The sequence below is a fragment of the Streptomyces solincola genome (assembly GCF_002982015.1).
Taxonomy (GTDB): Bacteria; Actinomycetota; Actinomycetes; order Streptomycetales; family Streptomycetaceae; genus Streptomyces; species Streptomyces solincola.
On sequence record NZ_PVLV01000319.1, the window covers coordinates 1 to 21,627 of the forward strand.

The following is a 21,627-nucleotide window of genomic DNA, read 5'->3' on the forward strand; positions in this document are numbered from 1 at the left end:
TCCGGCCCCGGCGACGGGGGCGGGAAGGGCAAGGGCGCGGCCGGGCAGGTGGCCGACGGCCCCTCCGACGCCGTGGTCACCGTCGCCCCCAAGGACGGCGCCAAGTCCGTCGCCACCAGCGGCGCACTGAAGATCACCGCCGAGAAGGGGAAGCTGACCGAGGTCGAGGTCGCCGACTCCAAGGGCAACAAGGTCGAGGGCAAGCTAACCGGCGACGGCGCGAGCTGGACCCCGGTACGGCACCTGGCCGCGTCCACCCAGTACAAGGTGCACGCGGTCGCCGAGGACGCCGAGGGCCGCGAGTCGGCCAAGGACACCGCCTTCACCACGCTGGTGCCGCAGAACACCTTCATCGGCACCTACACCCCCGAGGACGGCTCCACGGTCGGCGTCGGGATGCCGGTCTCGATCAACTTCAGCCGGGGCATCACCGACCCGGCCGCCGTGGAGAAGGCCGTGAAGGTGACGGCCGAGCCGTCCGTGCCGATCGAGGGCCACTGGTTCGGCAACGACCGGCTCGACTTCCGGCCGGAGAAGTACTGGGCCGCGGGCACCAAGGTGACCGTCCGGCTCGACCTGGACGGCGTCGAGGGGCGCCCCGGCGTCTACGGCAAGCAGTCCAAGACCGTGCGCTTCACCATCGGCCGCAGCCAGGTCTCCACCGTGGACGCGAGCGCCCACACCATGAAGGTGGTCCGCGACGGCAAGCTGCTGAAGACCGTGCCCATCACCGCTGGCGCGCCCTCCACCACCACCTACAACGGGCAGATGGTCATCAGCGAGAAGTACAAGGTGACCCGGATGAACGGCGCCACCGTGGGCTTCGGCGGCGAGTACGACATCAAGGACGTGCCGCACGCCATGCGGCTGTCCACCTCCGGCACCTTCGTGCACGGCAACTACTGGGCGTCCGCGGACACCTTCGGCTCCGCCAACGTCAGCCACGGCTGCGTCGGACTGCGCGACGTGCGCGGCGGCGGCGACGGCGGCATGCCGTCCGCCTGGTTCTTCGACAACTCGATCATCGGTGACGTGGTGGTCGTGAAGAACTCCAAGGACAAGCAGATCCAGCCGGACAACGGCCTCAACGGCTGGAACATGTCCTGGGCGGAGTGGAAGGCGTAACGCGGCCCGACCGCGTGGGCGGGCCCGGTGCCGGTACGTACGGCGCCGGGCCCGCCGCCGTACCGGGGCCCGTGGCCGTGAGCGGGTTCGCCGCACCGGGCCCGCCGCCGTACGCGGGCCGTGCGGGCGGCTGTCAACGCGGACTGACCCGGGGATAGCCTGCCGGGTATGACCGCAACTCTCGAAGTGTCCGAAGGCGTCGGCACCCTCCGCCTGGACCGCCCGCCGATGAACGCGCTGGACAGCGCGACCCAGGACCGGCTGCGCGAACTCGCCGAGGAGGCGGGCCGCCGGGACGACGTCCGCGCCGTCGTCCTCTACGGCGGCGAGAAGGTGTTCGCGGCCGGCGCGGACATCAAGGAGATGCAGGCCATGGACCACGCGGCCATGGTGTCGCGGGCCAGGGCGCTCCAGGACTCCTTCACCGCCGTCGCCCGCATCCCCAAGCCCGTCGTCGCCGCCGTCACCGGTTACGCGCTCGGCGGCGGCTGCGAACTGGCGCTGTGCGCCGACATCCGGATCGCCGCGGACAACGCCAAGCTGGGCCAGCCGGAGATCCTGCTGGGCCTCATCCCGGGCGCCGGCGGCACCCAGCGGCTCGCCCGGCTGGTCGGCCCCTCCCGCGCCAAGGACCTCATCTTCACCGGCCGCATGGTCCGGGCGGAGGAGGCGCTGGCGATCGGACTGGTCGACCGGGTCGTGCCCGCCGCCGAGGTGTACGAGCAGGCGCACGCCTGGGCCGCGAAGCTGGCCCAGGGGCCGGCCATCGCCCTGCGCGCCGCCAAGGAGGCCGTGGACGCCGGTCTGGAGACCGACATCGACACCGGGCTGACCATCGAACGCAACTGGTTCGCCGGGCTGTTCGCCACCGAGGACCGCGAGCGCGGCATGCGCAGCTTCGTGGAGGAGGGCCCGGGCAAGGCCAAGTTCGTCTAGCCGACCGGCTGTTGCCCGTCTCCTCCGTCATCCGCGCGGGTGGTCCGGCGGCCAATCCGGCCGAACGGCCCCGCGCGGGCACCCGGGCGGCCATGATGGGGGCATGGCGGGGCTGGAGGGCATGGACCGGGAACCACGGCAGCGCGGCGGTACGGCCGCCGCGGCGCGGACGACGGAGGCCGCGGCGCGCGCGCCGGAGGGCGCCGACGAGGAGACGGCGGCTGCCCTCGGGGCGTACGGCAGCCCGGCGGACGGCGAGGTGGAGCTGCCCTCCCTGCCCGAATCGGCGCGCATCGCGCGCAGGCTCACCGAGCACGTGGTGCAGCGGCAGTGGTCACTCGGCCACCACGTCGCCGAGCACGCGGTGCTGCTGGTCTCCGAGCTGGTGGGCAACGCCGTGCGGCACACCGGCGCGCGCGTCTTCGGGTTGCGCCTGCACCGCCGCCGCGGCTCGATCCGGGTGGAGGTGCGCGACCCCTCCCGCGGGCTGCCCTGCCTGCTCCCGGTGCGGGAGACCGACGTCAGCGGCCGGGGCCTGTTCCTGGTCGACACGCTCGCCGACCGCTGGGGCGTGGACCTGCTGCCGCGCGGCAAGACCACCTGGTTCGAGATGCGCGTGCACGACCGCTGACGGCCCCGCCGGGCGGGTGCGCCCGCGCAGAAGCCCCCGTCGCGCCGGGATACGGCGCCGCAGGGGCTTCTGCGGGGGGCGAGCGCGGACAAGGGGGTGTTTCCGCGGACGCCGGCGACCTGGCCCGGGTCAAAGGGGGTCGTCTGCCTCCGACTATGGCAGAGGCACCCCACGGCCGCCAAGCGACCTATAGGTGAATAGCGGCGGAAGACGGACAAGCCCACGGTGAATCGCAGGTGAGATGGGTCACCGGCCTTCCAAACCATGAATAAGTATGGGTCAGGGCGCTTGATTCTCACTCGATCACCGATCGATCGGGGTACCGGCTCGCCCGGTCCACCCGGCCGGATAACCTGACCGCCGTACTTTCAGAGAACCAGTAAGGGGTGGACCCAGTGGCGGACATCGAGGCGGCCCGCAAGGCCTTCGAGCGGTACGACGTGGACGGCGACGGCTACATCACCGCTGCCGAGTACAAGAGCGTCATGGCCCAGCTCGGCGACTTCAACGTCACCGAGACCGTCGCCCAGGCCGTCATCAACGCCCAGGACGGCAACAAGGACGGCCGGCTCAGCTTCGACGAGTTCTGGGCGCACCTGAGCCGCACCGGCCAGGTCTGATCCGACCGCTCCGGCTGCCCCCGCCCGGCGGGCGGCAGCCGGAGCGGGGAAGCGGTCCCGCGCCGGCCTCGGTAGCCTGCGACACAGGAAGCCTGCCTGCCGCACCGGCGGAGAGGACGCGGTCCGCATGACGTCGAAGCAGCCCGCCACCGAGCTGGACGCCCGCTACAGCTCCGCGCTCAACCCGCGTCCCGGCGCACGGGACGTCACCGCCACCGACTGGTCCGAGGTCCAGGACCGGCTGCGGACCGCCGAGGTCTTCTGGATCACCACGGTCCGGCCCGACGGCCGCCTGCACGTCACGCCGCTGATCGCCGCCTGGCACGACGGGGCGCTGCACTTCAGCACCGGGACCGGCGAGCAGAAGGCGAAGAACCTGGCCGGCGACCCCCGCTGCGCGCTCACCACCGGCCGGGACACGCTCGCCGGGGGCCTCGACGTCGTGGTCGAGGGCACGGCGGAGCGGGTGACCGACCCGGCGCGCCAGGACGAGGTCGTCGCCGCCTTCGAGGAGCAGTACGGCGAGCACATCACCTCGCCGAACGGCGTCTTCCACGGCTTCGGCGCCACCATCCGCACCGGCGACGACCTGCTGTACGCGGTGCGGCCGGGCACGGCGTACGGCTTCGGGCACGACGGCCAGGCGTTCAGCCACACCCGCTACACCTTCTAGCCGCCCAGCCGCCCTGCTGCCCGCGCCGGCGCGCTCGGGGCCCCCGCCCCGTCAGCACTCGATGATGTTCACCGCCAGCCCGCCCCGCGCGGTCTCCTTGTACTTCACGCTCATGTCGGCGCCGGTGTCCTTCATGGTCTTGATGACCTTGTCCAGGGACACCTTGTGGCTGCCGTCGCCGCGCAGGGCCATCCGGGCGGCGGTGACGGCCTTGACCGCGGCCATGCCGTTGCGCTCGATGCACGGGATCTGCACCAGGCCGCCGACCGGGTCGCAGGTCAGGCCCAGGTTGTGCTCCATGCCGATCTCGGCGGCGTTCTCCACCTGCTCGGGGGAGCCGCCCATCACCTCGGCGAGCGCACCGGCGGCCATCGAGCAGGCGGAGCCCACCTCGCCCTGGCAGCCGACCTCGGCGCCGGAGATGGAGGCGTTCTCCTTGAACAGCATGCCGATCGCGCCGGCCGCCAGGAGGAAGCGGACCACGCCGTCCTCGTCGGCGCCGGGCACGAAGTTGACGTAGTAGTGCAGCACGGCCGGGATGATGCCGGCGGCGCCGTTGGTGGGGGCGGTCACCACCCGGCCGCCGGCCGCGTTCTCCTCGTTGACGGCCATCGCGTAGAGGGTGATCCACTCCATCGACAGCGCCAGCGGGTCGCCCTCGGAGCGCAGCTTGCGGGCGGTGTTGGCGGCCCGGCGGCGGACCTTCAGGCCGCCGGGCAGGATGCCCTCGCGGGACATGCCGCGCGCCACGCACGCCTCCATCACACGCCAGATCTCCAGCAGGCCGGCCCGGATCTCGTCCTCGGTGCGCCAGGCCTTCTCGTTCTCCAGCATCAGCGCGGAGATCGACAGGCCGGTGTCGCGGGTGAGGCGCAGCAGTTCGTCGCCGGTGCGGAAGGGGTGCCTGAGGGCGGTGTCGTCGGGGACGATCGGGTTCTGCCCGTCGACCGCGTCCTCGTCGACGACGAAGCCGCCGCCGACCGAGTAGTAGGTCTTCTCCAGCAGGGTCGCGCCGGAGGCGTCGTACGCGGCGACCGTCATGCCGTTGGCGTGGTACGGCAGGGCCTTGCGCCGGTGCAGGACGAGGTCCTCGTCGAAGTCGAAGTCGATCTCGTGGGCGCCGAGCAGGTCGATCCGCCCGGCCTCCTTGATCGCCTCCACCCGGGCGTCGGCGCTCTCCACGTCCACCGTGCGCGGCGAGTCGCCCTCCAGGCCCAGCAGCACCGCCTTGGGGGTGCCGTGGCCGTGGCCGGTGGCGCCGAGCGAGCCGTAGAGCTGGGCGCGGACCCGGGCGGTGTGGGCCAGCAGTCCCTCGTTCTTCAGCCGCCCGGCGAACATCCGGGCCGCCCGCATGGGGCCGACCGTGTGGGAGCTCGACGGCCCGATGCCGATCGAGAACAGGTCGAAGACCGAGAGGGCCACGGAAGTCTCCTTGGTGGGTAGACGTCGCTGTCTGCCGGGGTGGTGCAGGGACGAGCGAGGGGTTCTTTCCAGGGTCCCCGGGAAGTCCGGGGCGGGTCCCTGGGCCCCGGGCGGTCGGTCCGGGGCAAGCGACGGGGCACCGCACTCACTCTTCAGTGTGCGCGGTGCCCCGCGGTTCAGTCTGTGGGCTACGTGCCCTTCACGAACATCGGAAAAAGTTACGTATACCCATCAAATGCTACAGGCCGGGGTACAGCGGGTGCTTCGCGGCGAGCGCGGAGACCCGGGCCTTGAGCGCGTCGGCGTCGTACGCCGGCTTCAGCGCCTCGGCGATCACGTCCGCGACCTCGGCGAAGTCCTCCGCGGTGAAGCCGCGGGTGGCCAGCGCCGGGGTGCCGATCCGCAGACCCGAGGTGACCATCGGGGGGCGCGGGTCGTTCGGGACCGCGTTGCGGTTGACCGTGATGCCGATCTCGTGCAGCCGGTCCTCGGCCTGCTGGCCGTCCAGCTGGCTGTGGCGCAGGTCCACCAGGACCAGGTGCACGTCGGTGCCGCCGGACAGCACGGAGACGCCGTGCTCGGTGACGTCGTCGCGGACCAGGCGCTCGGCCAGGGCGCGGGCGCCGTCCAGGGTGCGCTGCTGGCGCTCCTTGAAGTCGTCCGAGGCGGCGATCTTGAAGGCGACCGCCTTGGCGGCGACCACGTGCTCCAGCGGGCCGCCCTGCTGACCGGGGAAGACCGCGGAGTTGATCTTCTTGGCCAGCTCGGCGGTGGAGAGGATCACGCCGCCGCGCGGGCCGCCGAGGGTCTTGTGGGTCGTGGTGGTGACCACATGGGCGTGCGGCACCGGGTTGGGGTGCAGCCCCGCCGCGACCAGGCCCGCGAAGTGGGCCATGTCGACCATCAGGTACGCGCCGACCTCGTCCGCGATCCGGCGGAAGGCGGCGAAGTCGAGCCGGCGCGGGTAGGCGGACCAGCCGGCCACGATCAGCTTCGGCCTGGACTCCTTGGCGAGCTTCTCGACCTCGGCCATGTCGACCTGGCCGGTGGCGTCGTCCACGTGGTAGGCGACCACGTTGTAGAGCTTGCCGGAGAAGTTGATCTTCATGCCGTGGGTGAGGTGACCGCCGTGGGCCAGGTTCAGGCCCATGATCGTGTCGCCCGGCTTGAGCAGCGCGAACATCGCGGCGGCGTTGGCCTGCGCGCCGGAGTGCGGCTGCACGTTGGCGTGCTCGGCGCCGAACAGGGCCTTGATCCGGTTGATGGCGATCTGCTCGACCACGTCGACGTGCTCGCAGCCGCCGTAGTAGCGGCGGCCGGGGTAGCCCTCGGCGTACTTGTTGGTCAGGACCGAGCCCTGAGCCTCCATGACCGCGACCGGAGCGAAGTTCTCCGAGGCGATCATCTCCAGGGTGGACTGCTGGCGGTGCAGCTCGGCGTCGACGGCGGCGGCGACGTCCGGGTCCAGCTCGTGCAGGGGGGTGTTCAGAAGCGACATCGATCAGGCTCCTCAGGCGCCGGAGAACTCGGTGTACTCGTCCGCGGAGAGCAGGTCCTTCGGCTCCTCGCTGACGCGTACCTTGAACAGCCAGCCGCCCTCGAACGGCGCGGTGTTCACCAGCGACGGGTCGTCGACCACGTCCTGGTTGAAGTCGGTGATCTCACCGCTCACCGGCGAGTACAGGTCGCTGACCGACTTGGTCGACTCCAGCTCACCGCAGGTCTCGCCCGCGGTCACCGTGTCGCCGACCTGCGGGAGCTGGGCGTACACCACGTCGCCGAGCGCGTTCGCCGCGAACTCGGTGATGCCGACCGTCGACACGCCGTCCTCGGCGGGCGACAGCCACTCGTGCTCCTTGCTGAAGCGAAGCTGCTGGGGGTTGCTCATGACCTGAATTCTCCTGTACGCGGGGGAGTGGTGGTGAACGGGGGAGGGTGGCGCGGCCCCGGTCCGCCCGTGGTACGGCCGTACGGGTACGGGCCCGGACACGCGCGCCGGCACGGGTGCCGGGACGCGTGCGAGTACGGGACGGGTACGGGTGCGGCCCGCGCGCGGGTGGGCGGGGGCCGGACCCGTGCGGGTCACTTCCGCCGCTTGTAGAACGGCAGCGCGACGACCTCGTACGGCTCGTGGGCGCCGCGGATGTCCACGCCGACGCCCGGGGCGCCCGGCTCGGCGTGCGCGGCGTCCACGTACGCCATGGCGATCGGCTTGCCCAGGGTGGGGGAGGGAGCGCCGGAGGTGACCTCGCCGACCACCTCGCCGCCGGCCACCACGGACATCCCGGCGCGCGGCACCCGGCGGCCCTCGGCGACCAGCCCGACCAGCTTGCGCGGCGGCTTGGCGGCGGCCCGCTCGGCGGCCGCCTCCAGCGCGGCCCGGCCCACGAAGTCGCCGTCCTTCTCGAACTTCACCACCCGGCCGAGCCCCGCGTCGAACGGGGTCAGCGCGGTGGTCAGCTCGTGCCCGTACAGCGGCATGCCCGCCTCCAGGCGCAGGGTGTCCCGGCAGGACAGCCCGCACGGGATGAGACCCGCCTCCGCGCCGGCCTCGGTCAGCGCCGTCCACAGCGTCTCGGCGTGCTCGGGCGCGGAGAACAGCTCGAAGCCGTCCTCGCCGGTGTAGCCGGTGCGGGCGATCAGCGCCGGCACCCCGGCGACGGTGCCGGGCAGCCCGGCGTAGTACTTCAGCCCGTCCAGGTCGGCGTCGGTCAGCGCAGCGAGGATGCCGGGGGAGGCCGGGCCCTGCACCGCGATCAGCGCGTAGGCGTCCCGGTCGTCGCGCACCTCGGCGTCGAAGCCGGCCGCCCGCGCGGTCAGCGCGTCCAGCACGGTCTGGGCGTTGGAGGCGTTGGCGACGACCATGTACCGCTGCTCTTCGAGCCGGTAGACGATCAGGTCGTCCAGGATGCCGCCGTCCTCCTGGCAGATCATGGTGTAGCGGGCGCGGCCGGTCGCCACCGAGGAGATGTTGCCGACCAGCGCGAAGTCCAGCAGCGCGGCCGCCTGCGGGCCGGTGACGGTGATCTCGCCCATGTGGGACAGGTCGAACAGCCCGGCCCGGGTGCGGACGGCCTGGTGCTCGTCCCGCTCGCTGCCGTAGCGCAGCGGCATGTCCCAGCCGGCGAAGTCGGTCATGGTCGCGCCCAGCGCGCGGTGCACGGCGTCGAGGGCGGTGGTGCGGGGGGCGGTGCTCATCGGATGCGGCTCCCAGGTCCGGGGCATGCTGGCGAGGACGATCCTCCCCATCTGTCATCGGAACCTGAGAGGTTCGCCGCGACCACGGCGGGTCGGGGCTTGCACCTTGGGTGGAGCCGAGCGGCTCGCTTTTCAGATCTGCCTCATCCGTGCGGTACGGGGCCTGAGAGATTCAAGGGAGGGACTTGCTCCTTCGGCGCCCGGGGCGTACGGCCCACATGGCCTCGCGTACGGTCCCGGAACTCTCCCGCGCGGATTCGAGCGGCCGGTATGCGGTTGTCTGCCTGCTGCCGGGAGCCTGCTGCGGCACTCGGCGCGTGGCGGGCACATCATCGCACGAGGGGTCCGATCGGCAAAGGTCCCGATTGCCGCAGGCCCGACGTGGGGATCGTCATATCACTTGTGCGGTATTACCGATTATTTACACTTCAGGGGCAAGGCTCGAACGCGGCAGTGCCCCCGGGCCCACGGGGCCCGTAGACGGGGGAGTGAGCGATGAGGATCCAGCGCACCGAGGTGTACGCCGCGGGCGGCGCGGCGGCCGGCGCGGCGAGCCCGGCCCGGCCGGTCCGCCCCCGGGCGGCCGGCCGCGCCCGCGCCACCACGGCGAGCGTGCCCACCGTGCGCGACCTGCGCGAGCGGTCGGGGCGCGGTCCGCGCGCCCTCGTCTTCGCCCCCGGCGACCTCGTCGTGGTCTCGGGCCTCCCCGGCAGCGGCAAGTCCACCCTGATCGCCCGCGCCTGCGCCGGCCGGGGCGTCGACTCCCAGGACGCCCGCGAGCGCTGGGAGCGCAGGATGCCCGCCGCCCTTCCGTACGCCGTCTACCGCCCGCTGGTCCGGCTCGCCCACTACGCCGGGTTGCGCCGCAGGCTGCGCTCCGGCGAGGCGGTCGTCGTCCACGACTGCGGCACCCAGGCGTGGGTGCGCCGCTGGCTGGCCAGGGAGGCCACCAGACGCGGCCGCGCCCTGCACCTGCTGCTGCTGGACGTCACCCCGGGCGACGCCCGCCAGGGCCAGCGCGACCGGGGCCGGGGCGTCTCCGGCTACGCCTTCGGCCGCCACCGCCGCGCGGTCGGCCGCCTGGTCCGGGACGCCGAGCGCGGCGCCCTGCCCGCCGGCTGCGCCTCCGCCGTCCTCCTCGACCGCCCCGCCGCCGCCGCGCTCCGGCAGATCACCTTCGCCGCCTGAACCCCGCCGCCCGACCGCGTGCGGCGCCCCGGCCTGCGTGCGGCGTCCCGGCCGCGACTCCGCCGCCCGCCCGCGTACGGCGTCCCGACCGCGTACCGCGTCGGCCGCGAGCGGGGTTCGCCGCCTCGCACCGCGCCCGCCGCGCCCCGCGCCGGCCGCGCTAGTGTGCGGGGAGCGCCGGGAGCCGGCGGGCACCGGGCACGACGACGCGTCCCGCGCGGGCGCGGGGGAGAGGCGAGGGCAGCAGTGGACACCGCATGGCCGGCCAACGAGCTGGAGCAGGCGCTCGCCGCCTCGCTCGGCAACCCCGAGGCCGGCGCCCGGCTCCTGGAAGTGCTCGGCCGCAGCCAGGTCTGGGTGCCGCTGCCCCAGGGCGGCGGACCGGACAGCCGCGACCTGGACCTGCCCACCCTGGAGCTGGACGGCCAGGCGTACGTCCCGGTCTTCAGCTCCGCCGAGCAGTTCGCCCGCTGCGCCGGCCCGCACCTGCCGCACACCGTCGCGCCCGCCGTGGAGTTCGCCCGCGGACTGCCCCCGCAGGTCGGCATCGCCGTCAACCCGGGCGGCGCGGTCGGCATGCCGCTGCCGCCGCCCGCAGTCGCCGAGCTGTGCCGCACCGGCCGCACCCCGCTGGACGGCCCGGCCACCGGCGGCCGGGTCCGGCTCTTCGAACCGGACTGGCAGGACGAGCCGGTGGACTTCCTGGCCGCCGCGGCCGCCGAGTTCGACGCCGCCGGCACCGTGCTCACCGCCCGCCGCTGCCTGGCCAGCGTCGAGGGCGAGGACCCGGTCCTCTTCGTCGGCGTGCAGCTCTCCTCCTGGGAGGGCGCCGACCGCACCGCCCCGATGGACGCCCTCGGCCGGGCGCTCGGCCGCGTCCCGGTGCGCTGGCCGGTCAGCCTGGTGATGCTCGACGTGGCGCAGGACCCGGTCGCCGACTGGATGCTGGAGCGGGTCCGCCCCTTCCACCAGCGCGGACCCGCCTGACCGCGCCGGTGCGCGCATAAGCTGGGCGGGGCTGGACGAGTGGGCCGGGTGGAGACCGAAGAGGGACGGGGAGACGAGTGAGCGGGTCAGGCGCCGCGGCGACCGGTGGGGTCGAGGAGCTGCTGGGGCGGGTCACGCCCGGCCGGTACGACGCCTACGAGGCGCTGCTGCACGCGCTGGCCGCCGGGCGGCTGTGGATGCTGCTGTGGCAGGGCCGCCCCGGCGCGAGCGACGCCCAGTACGGGAACATGGAGGTCGACGGGCACGGCTACGCCCCGTGCGCCACCTCCGAGCGGGAGTTGGCCGCCTCCGGCTGGGACCGCGCCCACGAGGTCGTCACCGGCGCCGACATCGCCCGCGCCCTGTACGCCGAGCGCTGGGGCCTGTGGCTCAACCCGCACGCCCCCGGCGGCGGCCTCGGCGTGCCCTGGCCGGACCTGCGGCGCATCGCCACCGGCCTGGACCGGATGCCGGCCGGCCCGCTGCGGCTGAGCGAACCGGCCATCCAGCTCCCGCAGTTCTACGCGCTGCTGGCGCAGAACGCCCACCGCACCCCGGCCGTCCGCTCGCTGCGCCGCGCCTGGGTGCAGCCCGCCGTCGGCACCCCGTACCTGGTCATCGGGCTCGACCTGTACGACGCGGCCCGGCCGTCGGTGGACGCGGTGCGCGCCCTCATGGGCCAGTCGGTCGCCGCCGTCCCCGACGGGCTGCCGGTCTCCACCGTCGCCATGTCCGACGGCTACGACCCGGTCGCCCTGTGGATGCGGGCCAACGCCCGACCGTTCTACGACCGCGAGGCGCACGTCACCGCGCCCGTCCCGCAGCCCGGCGGCTACGGCTACCCGCCGCGCGCCCACTGAGCCGGCCCCTCCCGCAGCACCGAACTGCCCGTCGACACGCCCTCCATGGGCGGAAGTCGGCGGGCATGTCCGCTTCGGTGGAGTAGCGGCCGAGATGGTCCGCTCACCCGCACGCAGCGTCCGGATAGCGACGCGCACGACCCGCATCACGGTTGCGCAAACATTCACGGCCAGGTCTGGCGACTGATCACAAACGCGATGAAGACTCCCCACCACCGGGGGGCGAAGTCCAGGTGCGCAACGCACCTGGGGCTTTGATGCCACGCGATCCGCCATCCCCCTCCGGGGCGCCCCCTGCGGGGCGCCGTCCGCACCACCCGGCATCACTCCGCACCACGCTCCACCGCACCACGCACACCGACCAGGCCGACCAGGACGAGCGGGACCCCCGGCCCCGGCGCGCGGGGGCGGCCGGGCGTCACGACCGGACCGCACCGCAGACCCGGGCGGAACGACCAGCACTGCCGGCGACCGCCGGCACGGGCACGCACGAGGGACGATGACCGCACCCATAGAGACCACCGGAAAACAGGCGGAAGCCGCACCCGAGGCCGTACTTGAGGGCGCCGACTCCCAGCAGATCGAGGGCCGTTCGCTCGGCCAGATCGCGTGGAGCCGCTTCAAGCGCGACAAGCTCGCGGTGACCGGCGGGGTCGTCGTCATCGTGCTGATCCTGGTCGCGGTGCTCTCCCGCCCGCTCCAGGCGCTGATGGGCCTGGAGCCGAACGCCTTCCAGCAGGACCTCATCGACCCCAACACCTCCCTCCCGCTCGGCGGTTTCGGCGGGATGAGCTGGGACCACCCGCTGGGCGTGGACCCGAAGTTCGGGCGGGACATCTTCGCCCGCATCCTGGAGGGCTCCTGGGTGTCGCTGGTGGTCGCCTTCGGCGCCACCGTGCTGTCCAACCTGATCGGCGTGATCATGGGCCTGGTGGCCGGCTACTACGGCGGCCGCGTCGACAGCGTCGTCAGCCGGCTGATGGACACCTTCCTCGCCTTCCCGCTGCTGCTGTTCGCGATCGCCATCTCCGCCACGCTCCAGGGCGGCGCGTTCGGCCTGGAGGGCCTGCCGCTGCACATCAGCGTGCTGATCTTCGTCATCGGTTTCTTCAACTGGCCCTACATGGCCCGCATCGTGCGCGGTCAGACCCTGGCGCTGCGCGAGCGGGAGTTCATCGACGCCTCGCGCGGCATGGGCGCCAAGGGCCCGTACATCCTCTTCCGGGAGCTGCTCCCGAACCTGGTCGGCCCGATCACGGTCTACGCGACGCTGCTGATCCCGACCAACATCATCTTCGAGGCCTCGCTGAGCTTCCTCGGCGTCGGCATCCAGCCGCCGCAGGCGTCCTGGGGCGGCATGCTCCGCGAAGCGGTCGACTACTTCCAGGTGGACCCGCAGTACATGCTGGTCCCCGGCCTCGCGATCTTCGTCACCGTGCTGGCGTTCAACCTGCTCGGTGACGGTCTGAGGGACGCGCTCGACCCGCGCAGCCGCTGACGGCCGACGCGAACGCGATCCGTTCCGCACAGTTTCCGAACACAGAAGGGGATGTGGACCCAACCATGCGAAGGTCAGCCATGGCCGCCCTCGCGGTCGTCAGCGGCACCAGCCTGCTCCTCGCGGGCTGTAGCAAGGCCGACGACGACAAGGGCGGCGCCAAGAGCAACGCGAAGGCCAACGCCGCGACCACCGGTGTCGTCAACGTCTCGGACGCGAAGGGCGGCACGGTCACCTACGCGATGGCCGACGCCCCCGAGTCCTTCGACCCGGGCAACACCTACTACGCCTTCATCTACAACTTCAGCCGGCTGTACGCCCGCCCGCTGACCACCTTCAAGCCGGCCCCCGGCGAGAAGGGCAACGAGCTGGTCCCCGACCTCGCCGAGGGCCTGGGCACGCCCAGCAACGGCGGCAAGACCTGGACGTACAAGATCCGCCAGGGCGTGAAGTTCTCCGACGGCACCGAGGTGACCGCCAAGGACGTCAAGTACGCCGTCGAGCGCTCCAACTTCGCGCGCGACCAGCTCTCGCTGGGCCCCAGCTACTTCCAGCAGTTCCTGGCGAACCCGAGCGACTACAAGGGTCCGTACAAGGACAAGAGCGACAAGGGCCTGGAGTCCATCCAGACCCCGGACGACCACACCGTCGTCTTCAACCTGAACAAGCCGTTCGCGGACTTCGACTACCTGGTCAGCGCCCCGCAGACCGCCCCGGTGCCGAAGGCCAAGGACACCGGCGTGGACTACACCAAGTCCATCGTCTCCTCCGGCTCGTACAAGTTCGAGAGCTACGAGGAGGGCAAGCAGGTCACGCTCGTCCGCAACGAGCACTGGGACGCCAAGGCCGACCCGCTGCGCAAGCAGTACCCGGACAAGATCGTCCTGAAGCTGAAGGTCAACCAGGCCACCATCGACAAGGACCTGATCGCCGGCGACATCGTCGCCGACCTCGCGGGCCGCGGCGTGGACACCCAGACCCAGGCCCAGGTGCTCGCCAAGCCCGACCTGAAGGCCGGCACCGACAACGCGCTCGGCGGCCGCCTCGTCTACACGGCGATCAACTCCAAGGTCAAGCCGTTCGACAACATCGAGTGCCGCAAGGCCGTGCAGTACGCCATCGACAAGGTCTCGGTGCAGACCGTCATGGGCGGCCCGATCCGCGGTGACATCGCCTCCACGGTGCTGCCCACCGACATCCCGGGCTACCAGAAGTTCGACACCTACGCCACCGAGGGCAACAAGGGCGACGTGGCCAAGGCCAAGGAGCACCTGAAGGCCTGCGGCCAGGAGAAGATCTCCACCTTCATCTCGGCCCGCAGCGACCGCCAGAGCGAGGTCGACTCCGCCACCGCGATCGCCGAGTCGCTGAAGAAGGTCGGCATCGAGGCCAAGATCAAGCAGTACCCGTCGTCCAAGTACTTCTCGGACTACGCGGGCGTGCCGACGTTCACCAAGAAGGAGAACATCGGCCTGATCATGATGCAGTGGGGCGCCGACTGGCCGACCGGCTACGGCTACCTCCAGCAGATCGTGCACGGTAAGGCCATCGGCCAGTCCGGCAACACCAACCTCTCCGAGCTGAACGACCCCGCGGTCAACAAGCTCCTCGACGACGCCATCGCCAACACCGACGAGGCGGCCCGCAACGCGGCCTACGGCGACATCGACCGCAAGGTCATGGACCAGGCCGTCATCGTCCCGCTGACCTACTTCAAGGTCCTGCTGTACCGCGGCGGCCACGGCACCAACATGACGTCGACGGCGGCCTTCAGCGGTCAGTACGACTACCTCAACATCGGCACCACGAAGAAGTAGCAGCCCCGGAAGGCAGGTGAAGGCATTGGCGCCCGCGGGCCGGCGTGCACAGCGCACGGCCCGCGGGCACCGGCGCCGATCCCCGTGATCACGTACATCATCCGCCGGCTGATAGCGGCAGTGATCCTGCTGCTGGTCGTCACGGCGGTCACCTTCGGCATCTTCTTCATCCTGCCGAAGCTGGCAGGGCAGACCGCCGACCAGTTGGCCCAGCAGTACATCGGCAAGAACCCCACGCCGGCGGACATCGCCGCGGTCAAGGCGAACCTGGGCCTCGACAAGCCCGTCTACGAGCAGTACTGGGACTTCGTCAAGGGGATCGTCTCCGGCACCACCTACAACCAGGGCCCGACCACCGTCCGGTGCGACGCACCCTGCTTCGGCTTCTCCTTCAAGTCCCGCAGCGAGGTCTGGCCGCAGCTCGTCGACCGGCTGCCGGTCACCATCTCGCTCGCCGTCGGCGCCGCGGTGCTGTGGCTCCTCTCCGGCATCGTCGTCGGCGTCATCTCCGCCCTCAAGCCCGGCTCGTTCTTCGACCGGGCCGCGATGGGCGGCGCGCTGGCCGGCGTCTCGCTGCCCATCTTCTTCACCGCGCAGCTCTTCCTGCTGCTGTTCAGCTACCAGCTGCCGATCTTCGGACGGACCTACGTCCCGTTCACCGAGAACCCCTCGCAGTGGGCCAACACCCTCTTCCTGCCATGGTGTTCGCTGGCCCTGCTGTACGCGGCCATCTACGCCCGGCTCACCCGCTCCGGCATGCTGGAGACGATGAGCGAGGACTTCATCCGCACCGCCCGGGCCAAGGGCCTGCGGGAGCGCACGGTGGTGACCAAGCACGGTCTGCGAGCCGCGCTCACCCCGATCGTCACCGTCTTCGGCATGGACGTCGGTCTGCTGCTCGGCGGCGCCGTCATCACCGAGACGGTGTACTCGCTCGCGGGCATCGGCCAGTACGCGGTGCAGGCGATCAGGGACAACGACCTGCCGCCGATCCTGGGCGTCACCCTGCTCGCGGCGTTCTTCGTCATCCTGCTCAACCTCGTGGTTGACCTTCTGTACGCCGTCGTCGACCCGCGCGTGAGGGTGTCATGACCAACCTGTCCAAGACCGGGACCGCCCTGGAGACCCCTCCGGGCGACGGCGCCCCGCGCGCCTTCCTCGACGTGCGCGACCTCAAGGTGCACTTCCCCACCGACGACGGGCTGGTCAAGTCCGTCGACGGGCTCTCCTTCCAGTTGGAGAAGGGCCGCACCCTCGGCGTGGTCGGCGAGTCCGGCTCCGGCAAGTCCGTCACCTCGCTGGCCGTCATGGGCCTGCACCGGCTCGGCGCCCGCGGCAAGAACGTGCGGATGAGCGGCGAGATCTGGCTCGACGGCAAGGAACTGGTCGGCGCCGACCCGGACGAGGTGCGCAGGCTGCGTGGCCGCGAGATGGCGATGATCTTCCAGGACCCGCTGTCCGCGATGCACCCGTACTACACGGTGGGCCACCAGATCGTGGAGGCCTACCGGGTGCACCACAAGGTGACCAGGAAGGCCGCCCGCACCCGGGCGGTGGAGCTGCTGGACCGGGTCGGCATCCCCGAGCCCGCCAAGCGGTTCGACTCCTACCCGCACGAGTTCTCCGGCGGCATGCGTCAGCGCGCCATGATCGCGATGGCCCTGGTCAACAACCCCGAACTGCTGATCGCCGACGAGCCGACCACCGCGCTCGACGTCACCGTCCAGGCGCAGATCCTCGACCTGATCCGCGACCTGCAGAAGGAGTTCGGCTCCGCGGTCGTCATCATCACCCACGACCTCGGCGTGGTCGCCGAGATCGCCGACGAGATCCTGGTGATGTACGGCGGCCGGTGCGTGGAGCGCGGCCCGGTCGACTCGATCTTCTACGAGCCGCAGCACCCCTACACCTGGGGCCTGCTCGGCTCCATGCCGAGGATCGACCGCGAGCAGACCGACCGGCTGATCCCCGTCAAGGGCCAGCCGCCGTCGCTGATCAACGTGCCGAGCGGCTGCGCCTTCAACCCGCGCTGCCCCTACGCGGACGTGCCCGCCGGCGACCTCACCCGCACCGAGCGCCCCGAACTGCGGGAGGTCGGCTCCGGCCACTTCTCCGCCTGCCACATGGCGCCCGATGAGCGCACGCGGATCTGGACCGAAGAGATTGCGCCGAAGCTGTGACCGAGCCCCGTAACCCCGCCCGTGAAGCGTCCCACGACGACGACGCCGCCCCGCTGCTCAAGGTCGAGGGCCTGGTCAAGCACTTTCCGATCAAGAAGGGCCTGCTCCAGCGGCAGGTCGGCGCCGTCAAGGCGGTCGACGGCATCGACTTCGAGGTCCGCCGCGGCGAGACCCTCGGCGTGGTCGGCGAGTCCGGCTGCGGCAAGTCGACCATGGGCCGGCTGATCACCCGGCTGCTGGAACCCAGCGGCGGCCGCGTCGAGTTCGACGGCGCCGACATCACCCACCTGAAGACCGCGGGTCTGCGGCCGCTGCGCCGCGACATCCAGATGATCTTCCAGGACCCGTACGGCTCGCTGAACCCGCGCCACACCATCGGCGCCATCGTCTCCGCGCCGTTCCGGCTCCAGGGCGTCGAGCCGGAGGGCGGGGTCAAGAAGGAGGTCCAGGGGCTGCTGGAGCGGGTCGGGCTCAGCCCCGAGCACTACAACCGCTACCCGCACGAGTTCTCCGGCGGCCAGCGCCAGCGCATCGGCATCGCCCGCGCGCTCGCGCTCAAGCCCCGCCTGGTGGTCGCCGACGAGCCGGTCTCCGCGCTGGACGTCTCCATCCAGGCGCAGGTGGTCAACCTGCTGGACGACCTCCAGGACGACCTCGGCCTCACCTATGTGATCATCGCCCACGACCTGTCCGTCATCCGGCACGTCTCGGACCGGATCGCGGTGATGTACCTGGGCAAGATGGTCGAGCTGGCCGACCGCACCTCGCTGTACCAGGCGCCCATGCACCCGTACACCAAGGCGCTGATGTCGGCGGTGCCGGTGCCCGACCCGCGCCGCCGGGGGGCCAAGAGCGAGCGCATCCTGCTGCGCGGCGACGTGCCCTCGCCGATCGCCCCGCCCAGCGGCTGCCGCTTCCACACCCGCTGCTGGAAGGCGACCCAGGTCTGCGCGACCAAGGAGCCCCCGCTGCTGGAGCTGGCCCCCGGCCGCCGGGTGGCCTGCCACCACCCGGAGAACGCCGCCGACCAGGTGCCCGGCGACGCCCCGCTGGCCTCCGCCCGCGACGCCGTCGCCCTGGTCGGCACCGCCCCGCCCGCCGCGCCGGTGCCGCCCCAGGCCCCGGCCGGGGAGCAGTAGCCGCACGTCCTGCCCCGGGCCCCGGAAGATTCCCTTCCGGGGCCCGCGGTGTCCTCCGGGGCCGCCCGCCCGCCGCTGTCGTCACAATGGGGCGGTGCTCCAGGAATTCTTCACGCCCTCCGTCCAGCACGCGCTGGATCTGGTGGGCATCTTCGTCTTCGCCATCTCCGGCGCCCTGCTCGCGGTCCGCAAGAACTTCGACGTCTTCGGCATGGCGGTGCTCGCCGAGGTGACGGCGCTGGGCGGCGGCCTCTTCCGGGACCTGGTGATCGGCGCGGTGCCGCCGGCCGCCTTCACCGACCTGGGCTTCTTCCTGATGCCGCTGGTCGCCACCGCCCTGGTGTTCTTCCTGCACCCGGTCGTCGAGCGCACCCAGGCCGCGGTCAACGTCTTCGACGCCGCCGGACTCGGGCTGTTCTGCGTGACCGGAGCGACCAAGGCGTACGAGTACGGGCTCGGGCTCACCGCCTCCGCCGTGATGGGGCTGGCCACCGCGGTCGGCGGCGGCGTCCTGCGGGACGTGCTGGCCAACGAGGTGCCCTCACTGCTGCGCTGGGACCGCGACCTGTACGCCGTGCCCGCCATCGTCGGCGCCACCCTGGTGGTGCTCTGCATCCGCTTCGAGATCCTCAACCCGTTCACCAGCGGGTTCGCGGCGGTCACCGCCTTCGCCATCCGCATCCTCGCCATACGCTTCCACTGGCGGGCCCCGCGGGCCTGGAACCGCCGCTCCACGGCCACCGAGGAGGTGGCTCCGGAGAAAGCTACCGCTTAGTAATCGACTGGGGTAGCGTGCGGCCCATGGACAGTTCGAACAGCGTGCCGAGCGGCGGGACCGCCGTCCGGCCGGACAGCGCACCTGTCGGCGTATCCGCCGGCGCCCCGGTCGGCACACCGGCGGCAGCCCTTGCCGGCGGGCCGCCGGCTCCACCGGCCGGTGGAGCCGCCGGCGCTCCGGCCGGTACGCCGGACACGGCGCCGACCGCCGCACCGCTCAGCGAGTTCGACCGCGACACCGCGGTCACCCGGCGCGCGCCCGGCGTCTACGACGCCGAACTCTCCGCCGGCTGGACGATCATCCAGGCCGTCAACGGCGGCTACCTGCTCGCCCTGATCGGCCGCGCGCTCGCCGACACCCTCCCGTACCCGGACCCCTTCACCGTCTCGGCGCACTACCTCACGCCCTCCGAGCCCGGCCCCGCGGTGGTCCGCACCGAGACCGTCCGCACCGGCCGCAGCCTCTCCACCGGCCAGGCGTCCCTCTTCCAGTACGCCGAGGACGGCACCGAGGTCGAGCGCATCCGCGTCCTCGCCACCTACGGCGACCTGGACGCCCTCAGCGGCGACGTCCGCACCAGCGCCGAGCCTCCGGCCCTCCCGCCGCGCGAGCACTGCCTCGGCGCCGCCGACGGACCCGCCCCCATCGCCGGCTCCACCGCCATCCTGGAGCGCCTCGACATCCGGCTCGACCCCACCACCCTCGGCTGGGCCGTCGGCGCGCCCTCGGGCAAGGGCGAGATGCGCGGCTGGTTCGGCCTCGCCGACGGCCGCGAGCCCGATCCGCTCTCCCTGCTGCTCACCGTCGACGCCCTGCCACCCACCGCCTTCGAGCTGGGCCTGACCGGCTGGACGCCGACCGTCGAGCTGACCACCCACGTCCGCTGCCGCCCCGCGCCCGGCCCGCTGCGGGTCGCCATCACCACGCGCAACCTCGCCGGCGGCTTCCTGGAGGAGGACGCCGAAGTCTGGGACAGCGCCGGCCGACTGGTCGCCCAGTCCCGCCAACTCGCCCGCGCCCTCCGCCCGTAGCGGCCAGCGGGCTGGGCTCGAGCGGTGCGAGTACCGACCGCCTGCCCGCCGTCCTGCCGCTGCTCCGGACCCGGGACCCGGCCCCGGCCGGCGAGCTGACCGAGCGCCTCGACGTCTCCGCACGCACCGTGTGCCGGGACGTCGAGGCGCTCTCCGCCGGTACCTGGTCGCCGACCACCGGCGCGCCCCGCGGCTCTGGTAGGTGCTGCGGCGCCGCGTCGAGCAGCGCCCGGCCGGACTGCCCGTCCGCGCCCGGATCCGCGCCGACCGGCTCGACCTCTTCCCGCGGCTGCACGGCGGACTGCTGACCGCCCCCCGCCCCCCGCCGCCCGCCGGCGCACGGACGGAGCTGGAACCGCAGGTGCCGGACGTCCCGCACGTGCGGCCGTTCCTCGCCTACGGCCCGGCCGCCGCCGCGGTCCAGACGCTTGTGACGGCGAGGCCTGGAGAGGACGGGGCCAGGTCCTCGGGTGGTGGCGCGAGCGAGGCCGGGCCGGGACCTTCGGGCAGCGGCGCGCTCAGTCCAGCCAGTGGCGGCGGCCCAGGCTGATCAGCCGCATCCGCTGCCGCGCCACCCGGACCACCTGCACGCGTCCCGCCTCCTCCGGTCCGGCGGCCAGCAGCGCCGACGCCGTCATCACCATGTGGTCCACATACAGCCCGGCGAGCATCAGCAGGTCGGCGCGGCGCCAGCCCGCCGACTCCGGCGCGGCCGCCAGCGCGTCCGCCACCTCCGCTGCGAACAGCGCCAGTTGGCCGGTGATAGCCGCCCGAACCGCCGCCACGCCGCCGTGCTGCTCGCGCGCGATGAAACGCACGTGCGCGGGGTACTCGCGCACCAGCGCGGCGATCAACTCCACCGCGGCTTCGATCCGTTCGTCACTCGCGGCGTCGATCCGACGGTCGCCGCCGCCGCGCGGACCGGCGGCCCGGCCGGCGGTGGGGAGGGTCGCCGCCAGCGCGGTGCGGATGGTGCCGTGCAGGCTGTCCAGGGCCTCGTCGACGAGGGCGACGCCGAGGTCCGGGATGTCCCGGAAGTGCCGGTAGAACGCGGCCGGAGCGACACCGGCCGCGCGGGTCACCTCGCGCAGTCCCAGGCTGCCGAGGCTCTGCTCCGCCAGCAGTGCCAGCGCCGCGTCCAGCAGCGCCCGGCGCGTCCGCTGCTTCTGCGCCTGCCGGACGCCGGGAGCTCTGACCTCAGCGGTGTGACTCATTCCACCGAGTAAACAGCCGTCCGCCCGGCCGGGCCAGTGTGACCGTGATTAGACCGGGTAGTCAGTAAACAACTGTTCTTCGAATTGGATACGAGGAGGCTCGCCCCGATGCTGTTCATCGTCGCCGCCCTGCTCCTGCTGGGGGTCGTCATCGGCACCGCGGCCCATGTGCCGCTGCCGGTCACTCTCGTCGCCGCCGCCGTGATCGGCGCCTGGCTGCTGGTCTTCGCCCTCCGCGAGCGCCAGCACCGCTGACCCCGCCCCGCCCGCCCCGTCCCGTACCGGGGGAACGGGCGGTGCCGGCACGGGACGGGGCGGGCGGGGCGGGGG

22 protein-coding genes and 1 riboswitch are annotated in these 21,627 nt (G+C 72.4%); of the genes, 17 read left to right on the forward strand and 5 right to left on the reverse strand.

Annotation, left to right across the window (positions count from 1 at the left end; translation table 11 throughout):
- From C6N75_RS20315 to C6N75_RS20335, 5 genes are all read left to right on the forward strand, one after another.
- Positions 1-1,125 (forward strand): L,D-transpeptidase (locus C6N75_RS20315; RefSeq protein WP_105870344.1); only part of this gene is annotated, 1,125 nt, incomplete at its 5' end.
- 168 nt (positions 1,126-1,293) lie between these two features.
- A complete protein-coding gene (locus C6N75_RS20320; RefSeq protein WP_105870345.1) occupies positions 1,294-2,061 on the forward strand; it encodes an enoyl-CoA hydratase/isomerase family protein in 768 nt (255 codons plus the stop codon).
- A 103-nt stretch (positions 2,062-2,164) separates the two neighbouring features.
- A complete protein-coding gene (locus C6N75_RS20325; RefSeq protein WP_105870346.1) occupies positions 2,165-2,692 on the forward strand; it encodes an ATP-binding protein in 528 nt (175 codons plus the stop codon).
- 395 nt (positions 2,693-3,087) lie between these two features.
- A complete protein-coding gene (locus C6N75_RS20330) occupies positions 3,088-3,312 on the forward strand; it encodes an EF-hand domain-containing protein (protein ID WP_105870347.1) in 225 nt (74 codons plus the stop codon).
- Positions 3,313-3,439: 127 nt separating this feature from the next.
- Positions 3,440-3,985: a pyridoxamine 5'-phosphate oxidase family protein gene (locus C6N75_RS20335; protein ID WP_105870348.1), complete on the forward strand. Its 546-nt coding sequence runs from the start codon at positions 3,440-3,442 to the stop codon at positions 3,983-3,985.
- Positions 3,986-4,036: 51 nt separating this feature from the next.
- Here C6N75_RS20335 and C6N75_RS20340 read toward each other — a convergent pair whose 3' ends face one another.
- The 4 genes from C6N75_RS20340 to gcvT all read right to left on the reverse strand — a co-directional run bounded on the left by C6N75_RS20340 (position 4,037) and on the right by gcvT (position 8,605).
- A complete protein-coding gene (locus C6N75_RS20340; protein WP_105870349.1) occupies positions 4,037-5,407 on the reverse strand; it encodes an L-serine ammonia-lyase in 1,371 nt (456 codons plus the stop codon).
- A 238-nt stretch (positions 5,408-5,645) separates the two neighbouring features.
- Entirely contained in the window at positions 5,646-6,905 is a 1,260-nt protein-coding gene (gene glyA, locus C6N75_RS20345) for a serine hydroxymethyltransferase (RefSeq protein ID WP_105870350.1), read from the reverse strand.
- 12 nt (positions 6,906-6,917) lie between these two features.
- The gene (gene gcvH / locus C6N75_RS20350; RefSeq protein WP_105870351.1) at positions 6,918-7,295 is read right to left on the reverse strand and encodes a glycine cleavage system protein GcvH; all 378 of its coding nucleotides are present in this window, start codon (positions 7,293-7,295) and stop codon (positions 6,918-6,920) included.
- 194 nt (positions 7,296-7,489) lie between these two features.
- A complete protein-coding gene (gene gcvT / locus C6N75_RS20355; protein WP_105870362.1) occupies positions 7,490-8,605 on the reverse strand; it encodes a glycine cleavage system aminomethyltransferase GcvT in 1,116 nt (371 codons plus the stop codon).
- A 142-nt stretch (positions 8,606-8,747) separates the two neighbouring features.
- Positions 8,748-8,865, reverse strand: a riboswitch (glycine riboswitch).
- A 235-nt stretch (positions 8,866-9,100) separates the two neighbouring features.
- On the opposite strand from gcvT, the gene C6N75_RS20360 reads away from it, so the two are divergent.
- The 11 genes from C6N75_RS20360 (at position 9,101) to C6N75_RS30260 (ending at position 20,633) form a co-directional block, all read left to right on the forward strand.
- Entirely contained in the window at positions 9,101-9,793 is a 693-nt protein-coding gene (locus tag C6N75_RS20360) for an AAA family ATPase (protein WP_105870352.1), read from the forward strand.
- Between the two features lie 246 nt (positions 9,794-10,039).
- On the forward strand, positions 10,040-10,780 hold the full coding sequence (locus tag C6N75_RS20365) for an enhanced serine sensitivity protein SseB (protein ID WP_105870353.1): 741 nt from the start codon (positions 10,040-10,042) through the stop codon (positions 10,778-10,780).
- Between the two features lie 77 nt (positions 10,781-10,857).
- Complete coding sequence (locus C6N75_RS20370) at positions 10,858-11,640, forward strand: enhanced serine sensitivity protein SseB C-terminal domain-containing protein (protein ID WP_105870354.1); 783 nt, start codon at positions 10,858-10,860, stop codon at positions 11,638-11,640.
- A 499-nt stretch (positions 11,641-12,139) separates the two neighbouring features.
- On the forward strand, positions 12,140-13,138 hold the full coding sequence (locus C6N75_RS20375; protein ID WP_105870355.1) for an ABC transporter permease: 999 nt from the start codon (positions 12,140-12,142) through the stop codon (positions 13,136-13,138).
- Between the two features lie 65 nt (positions 13,139-13,203).
- Positions 13,204-14,955, forward strand: coding sequence for an ABC transporter substrate-binding protein (locus tag C6N75_RS20380; protein WP_181160550.1), 1,752 nt, complete (start codon positions 13,204-13,206; stop codon positions 14,953-14,955).
- A gap of 84 nt (positions 14,956-15,039) precedes the next feature.
- A complete protein-coding gene (locus C6N75_RS20385; protein WP_105870357.1) occupies positions 15,040-16,047 on the forward strand; it encodes an ABC transporter permease in 1,008 nt (335 codons plus the stop codon).
- Entirely contained in the window at positions 16,044-17,135 is a 1,092-nt protein-coding gene (locus C6N75_RS20390; protein WP_105870358.1) for an ABC transporter ATP-binding protein, read from the forward strand. Before C6N75_RS20385 ends, C6N75_RS20390 begins: the two co-directional genes overlap by 4 nt.
- Positions 17,132-18,274: an ABC transporter ATP-binding protein gene (locus C6N75_RS20395; protein WP_105870359.1), complete on the forward strand. Its 1,143-nt coding sequence runs from the start codon at positions 17,132-17,134 to the stop codon at positions 18,272-18,274. The genes C6N75_RS20390 and C6N75_RS20395 overlap by 4 nt, the downstream gene beginning before the upstream one ends.
- Positions 18,275-18,368: 94 nt before the next feature.
- A complete protein-coding gene (locus C6N75_RS20400) occupies positions 18,369-19,049 on the forward strand; it encodes a trimeric intracellular cation channel family protein (RefSeq protein WP_105870360.1) in 681 nt (226 codons plus the stop codon).
- A 26-nt stretch (positions 19,050-19,075) separates the two neighbouring features.
- The gene (locus C6N75_RS20405) at positions 19,076-20,083 is read left to right on the forward strand and encodes a thioesterase family protein (protein ID WP_258177513.1); all 1,008 of its coding nucleotides are present in this window, start codon (positions 19,076-19,078) and stop codon (positions 20,081-20,083) included.
- 202 nt (positions 20,084-20,285) lie between these two features.
- On the forward strand, positions 20,286-20,633 hold the full coding sequence (locus C6N75_RS30260; RefSeq protein WP_146132620.1) for a hypothetical protein: 348 nt from the start codon (positions 20,286-20,288) through the stop codon (positions 20,631-20,633).
- Here the strand turns inward: C6N75_RS30260 and C6N75_RS20415 are convergent.
- The gene (locus tag C6N75_RS20415) at positions 20,602-21,297 is read right to left on the reverse strand and encodes a TetR family transcriptional regulator (RefSeq protein ID WP_105870361.1); all 696 of its coding nucleotides are present in this window, start codon (positions 21,295-21,297) and stop codon (positions 20,602-20,604) included. The genes C6N75_RS30260 and C6N75_RS20415 overlap by 32 nt on opposite strands.
- A gap of 108 nt (positions 21,298-21,405) precedes the next feature.
- Between C6N75_RS20415 and C6N75_RS30820 the strand changes: the two genes are divergently transcribed.
- Entirely contained in the window at positions 21,406-21,552 is a 147-nt protein-coding gene (locus tag C6N75_RS30820; RefSeq protein ID WP_181160551.1) for a hypothetical protein, read from the forward strand.
- Positions 21,553-21,627 lie beyond the last annotated feature (75 nt).

Bases quoted from the DNA above. Each gene is read 5' to 3' on its own strand.
- C6N75_RS20390 (WP_105870358.1), top strand. From the start codon at position 16,044: ATGACCAACCTGTCCAAGACCGGGACCGCCCTGGAGACCCCTCCGGGC.
- glyA (WP_105870350.1), bottom strand. From the start codon at position 6,905: ATGTCGCTTCTGAACACCCCCCTGCACGAGCTGGACCCGGACGTCGCC.
- C6N75_RS20415 (WP_105870361.1), bottom strand. From the start codon at position 21,297: ATGAGTCACACCGCTGAGGTCAGAGCTCCCGGCGTCCGGCAGGCGCAG.
- C6N75_RS20335 (WP_105870348.1), top strand. From the start codon at position 3,440: ATGACGTCGAAGCAGCCCGCCACCGAGCTGGACGCCCGCTACAGCTCC.
- C6N75_RS20320 (WP_105870345.1), top strand. From the start codon at position 1,294: ATGACCGCAACTCTCGAAGTGTCCGAAGGCGTCGGCACCCTCCGCCTG.
- gcvH (WP_105870351.1), bottom strand. From the start codon at position 7,295: ATGAGCAACCCCCAGCAGCTTCGCTTCAGCAAGGAGCACGAGTGGCTG.
- C6N75_RS20325 (WP_105870346.1), top strand. From the start codon at position 2,165: ATGGCGGGGCTGGAGGGCATGGACCGGGAACCACGGCAGCGCGGCGGT.
- C6N75_RS20405 (WP_258177513.1), top strand. From the start codon at position 19,076: ATGGACAGTTCGAACAGCGTGCCGAGCGGCGGGACCGCCGTCCGGCCG.
- gcvT (WP_105870362.1), bottom strand. From the start codon at position 8,605: ATGAGCACCGCCCCCCGCACCACCGCCCTCGACGCCGTGCACCGCGCG.
- C6N75_RS20380 (WP_181160550.1), top strand. From the start codon at position 13,204: ATGCGAAGGTCAGCCATGGCCGCCCTCGCGGTCGTCAGCGGCACCAGC.
- C6N75_RS20360 (WP_105870352.1), top strand. From the start codon at position 9,101: ATGAGGATCCAGCGCACCGAGGTGTACGCCGCGGGCGGCGCGGCGGCC.
- C6N75_RS30820 (WP_181160551.1), top strand. From the start codon at position 21,406: ATGCTGTTCATCGTCGCCGCCCTGCTCCTGCTGGGGGTCGTCATCGGC.
- C6N75_RS20375 (WP_105870355.1), top strand. From the start codon at position 12,140: ATGACCGCACCCATAGAGACCACCGGAAAACAGGCGGAAGCCGCACCC.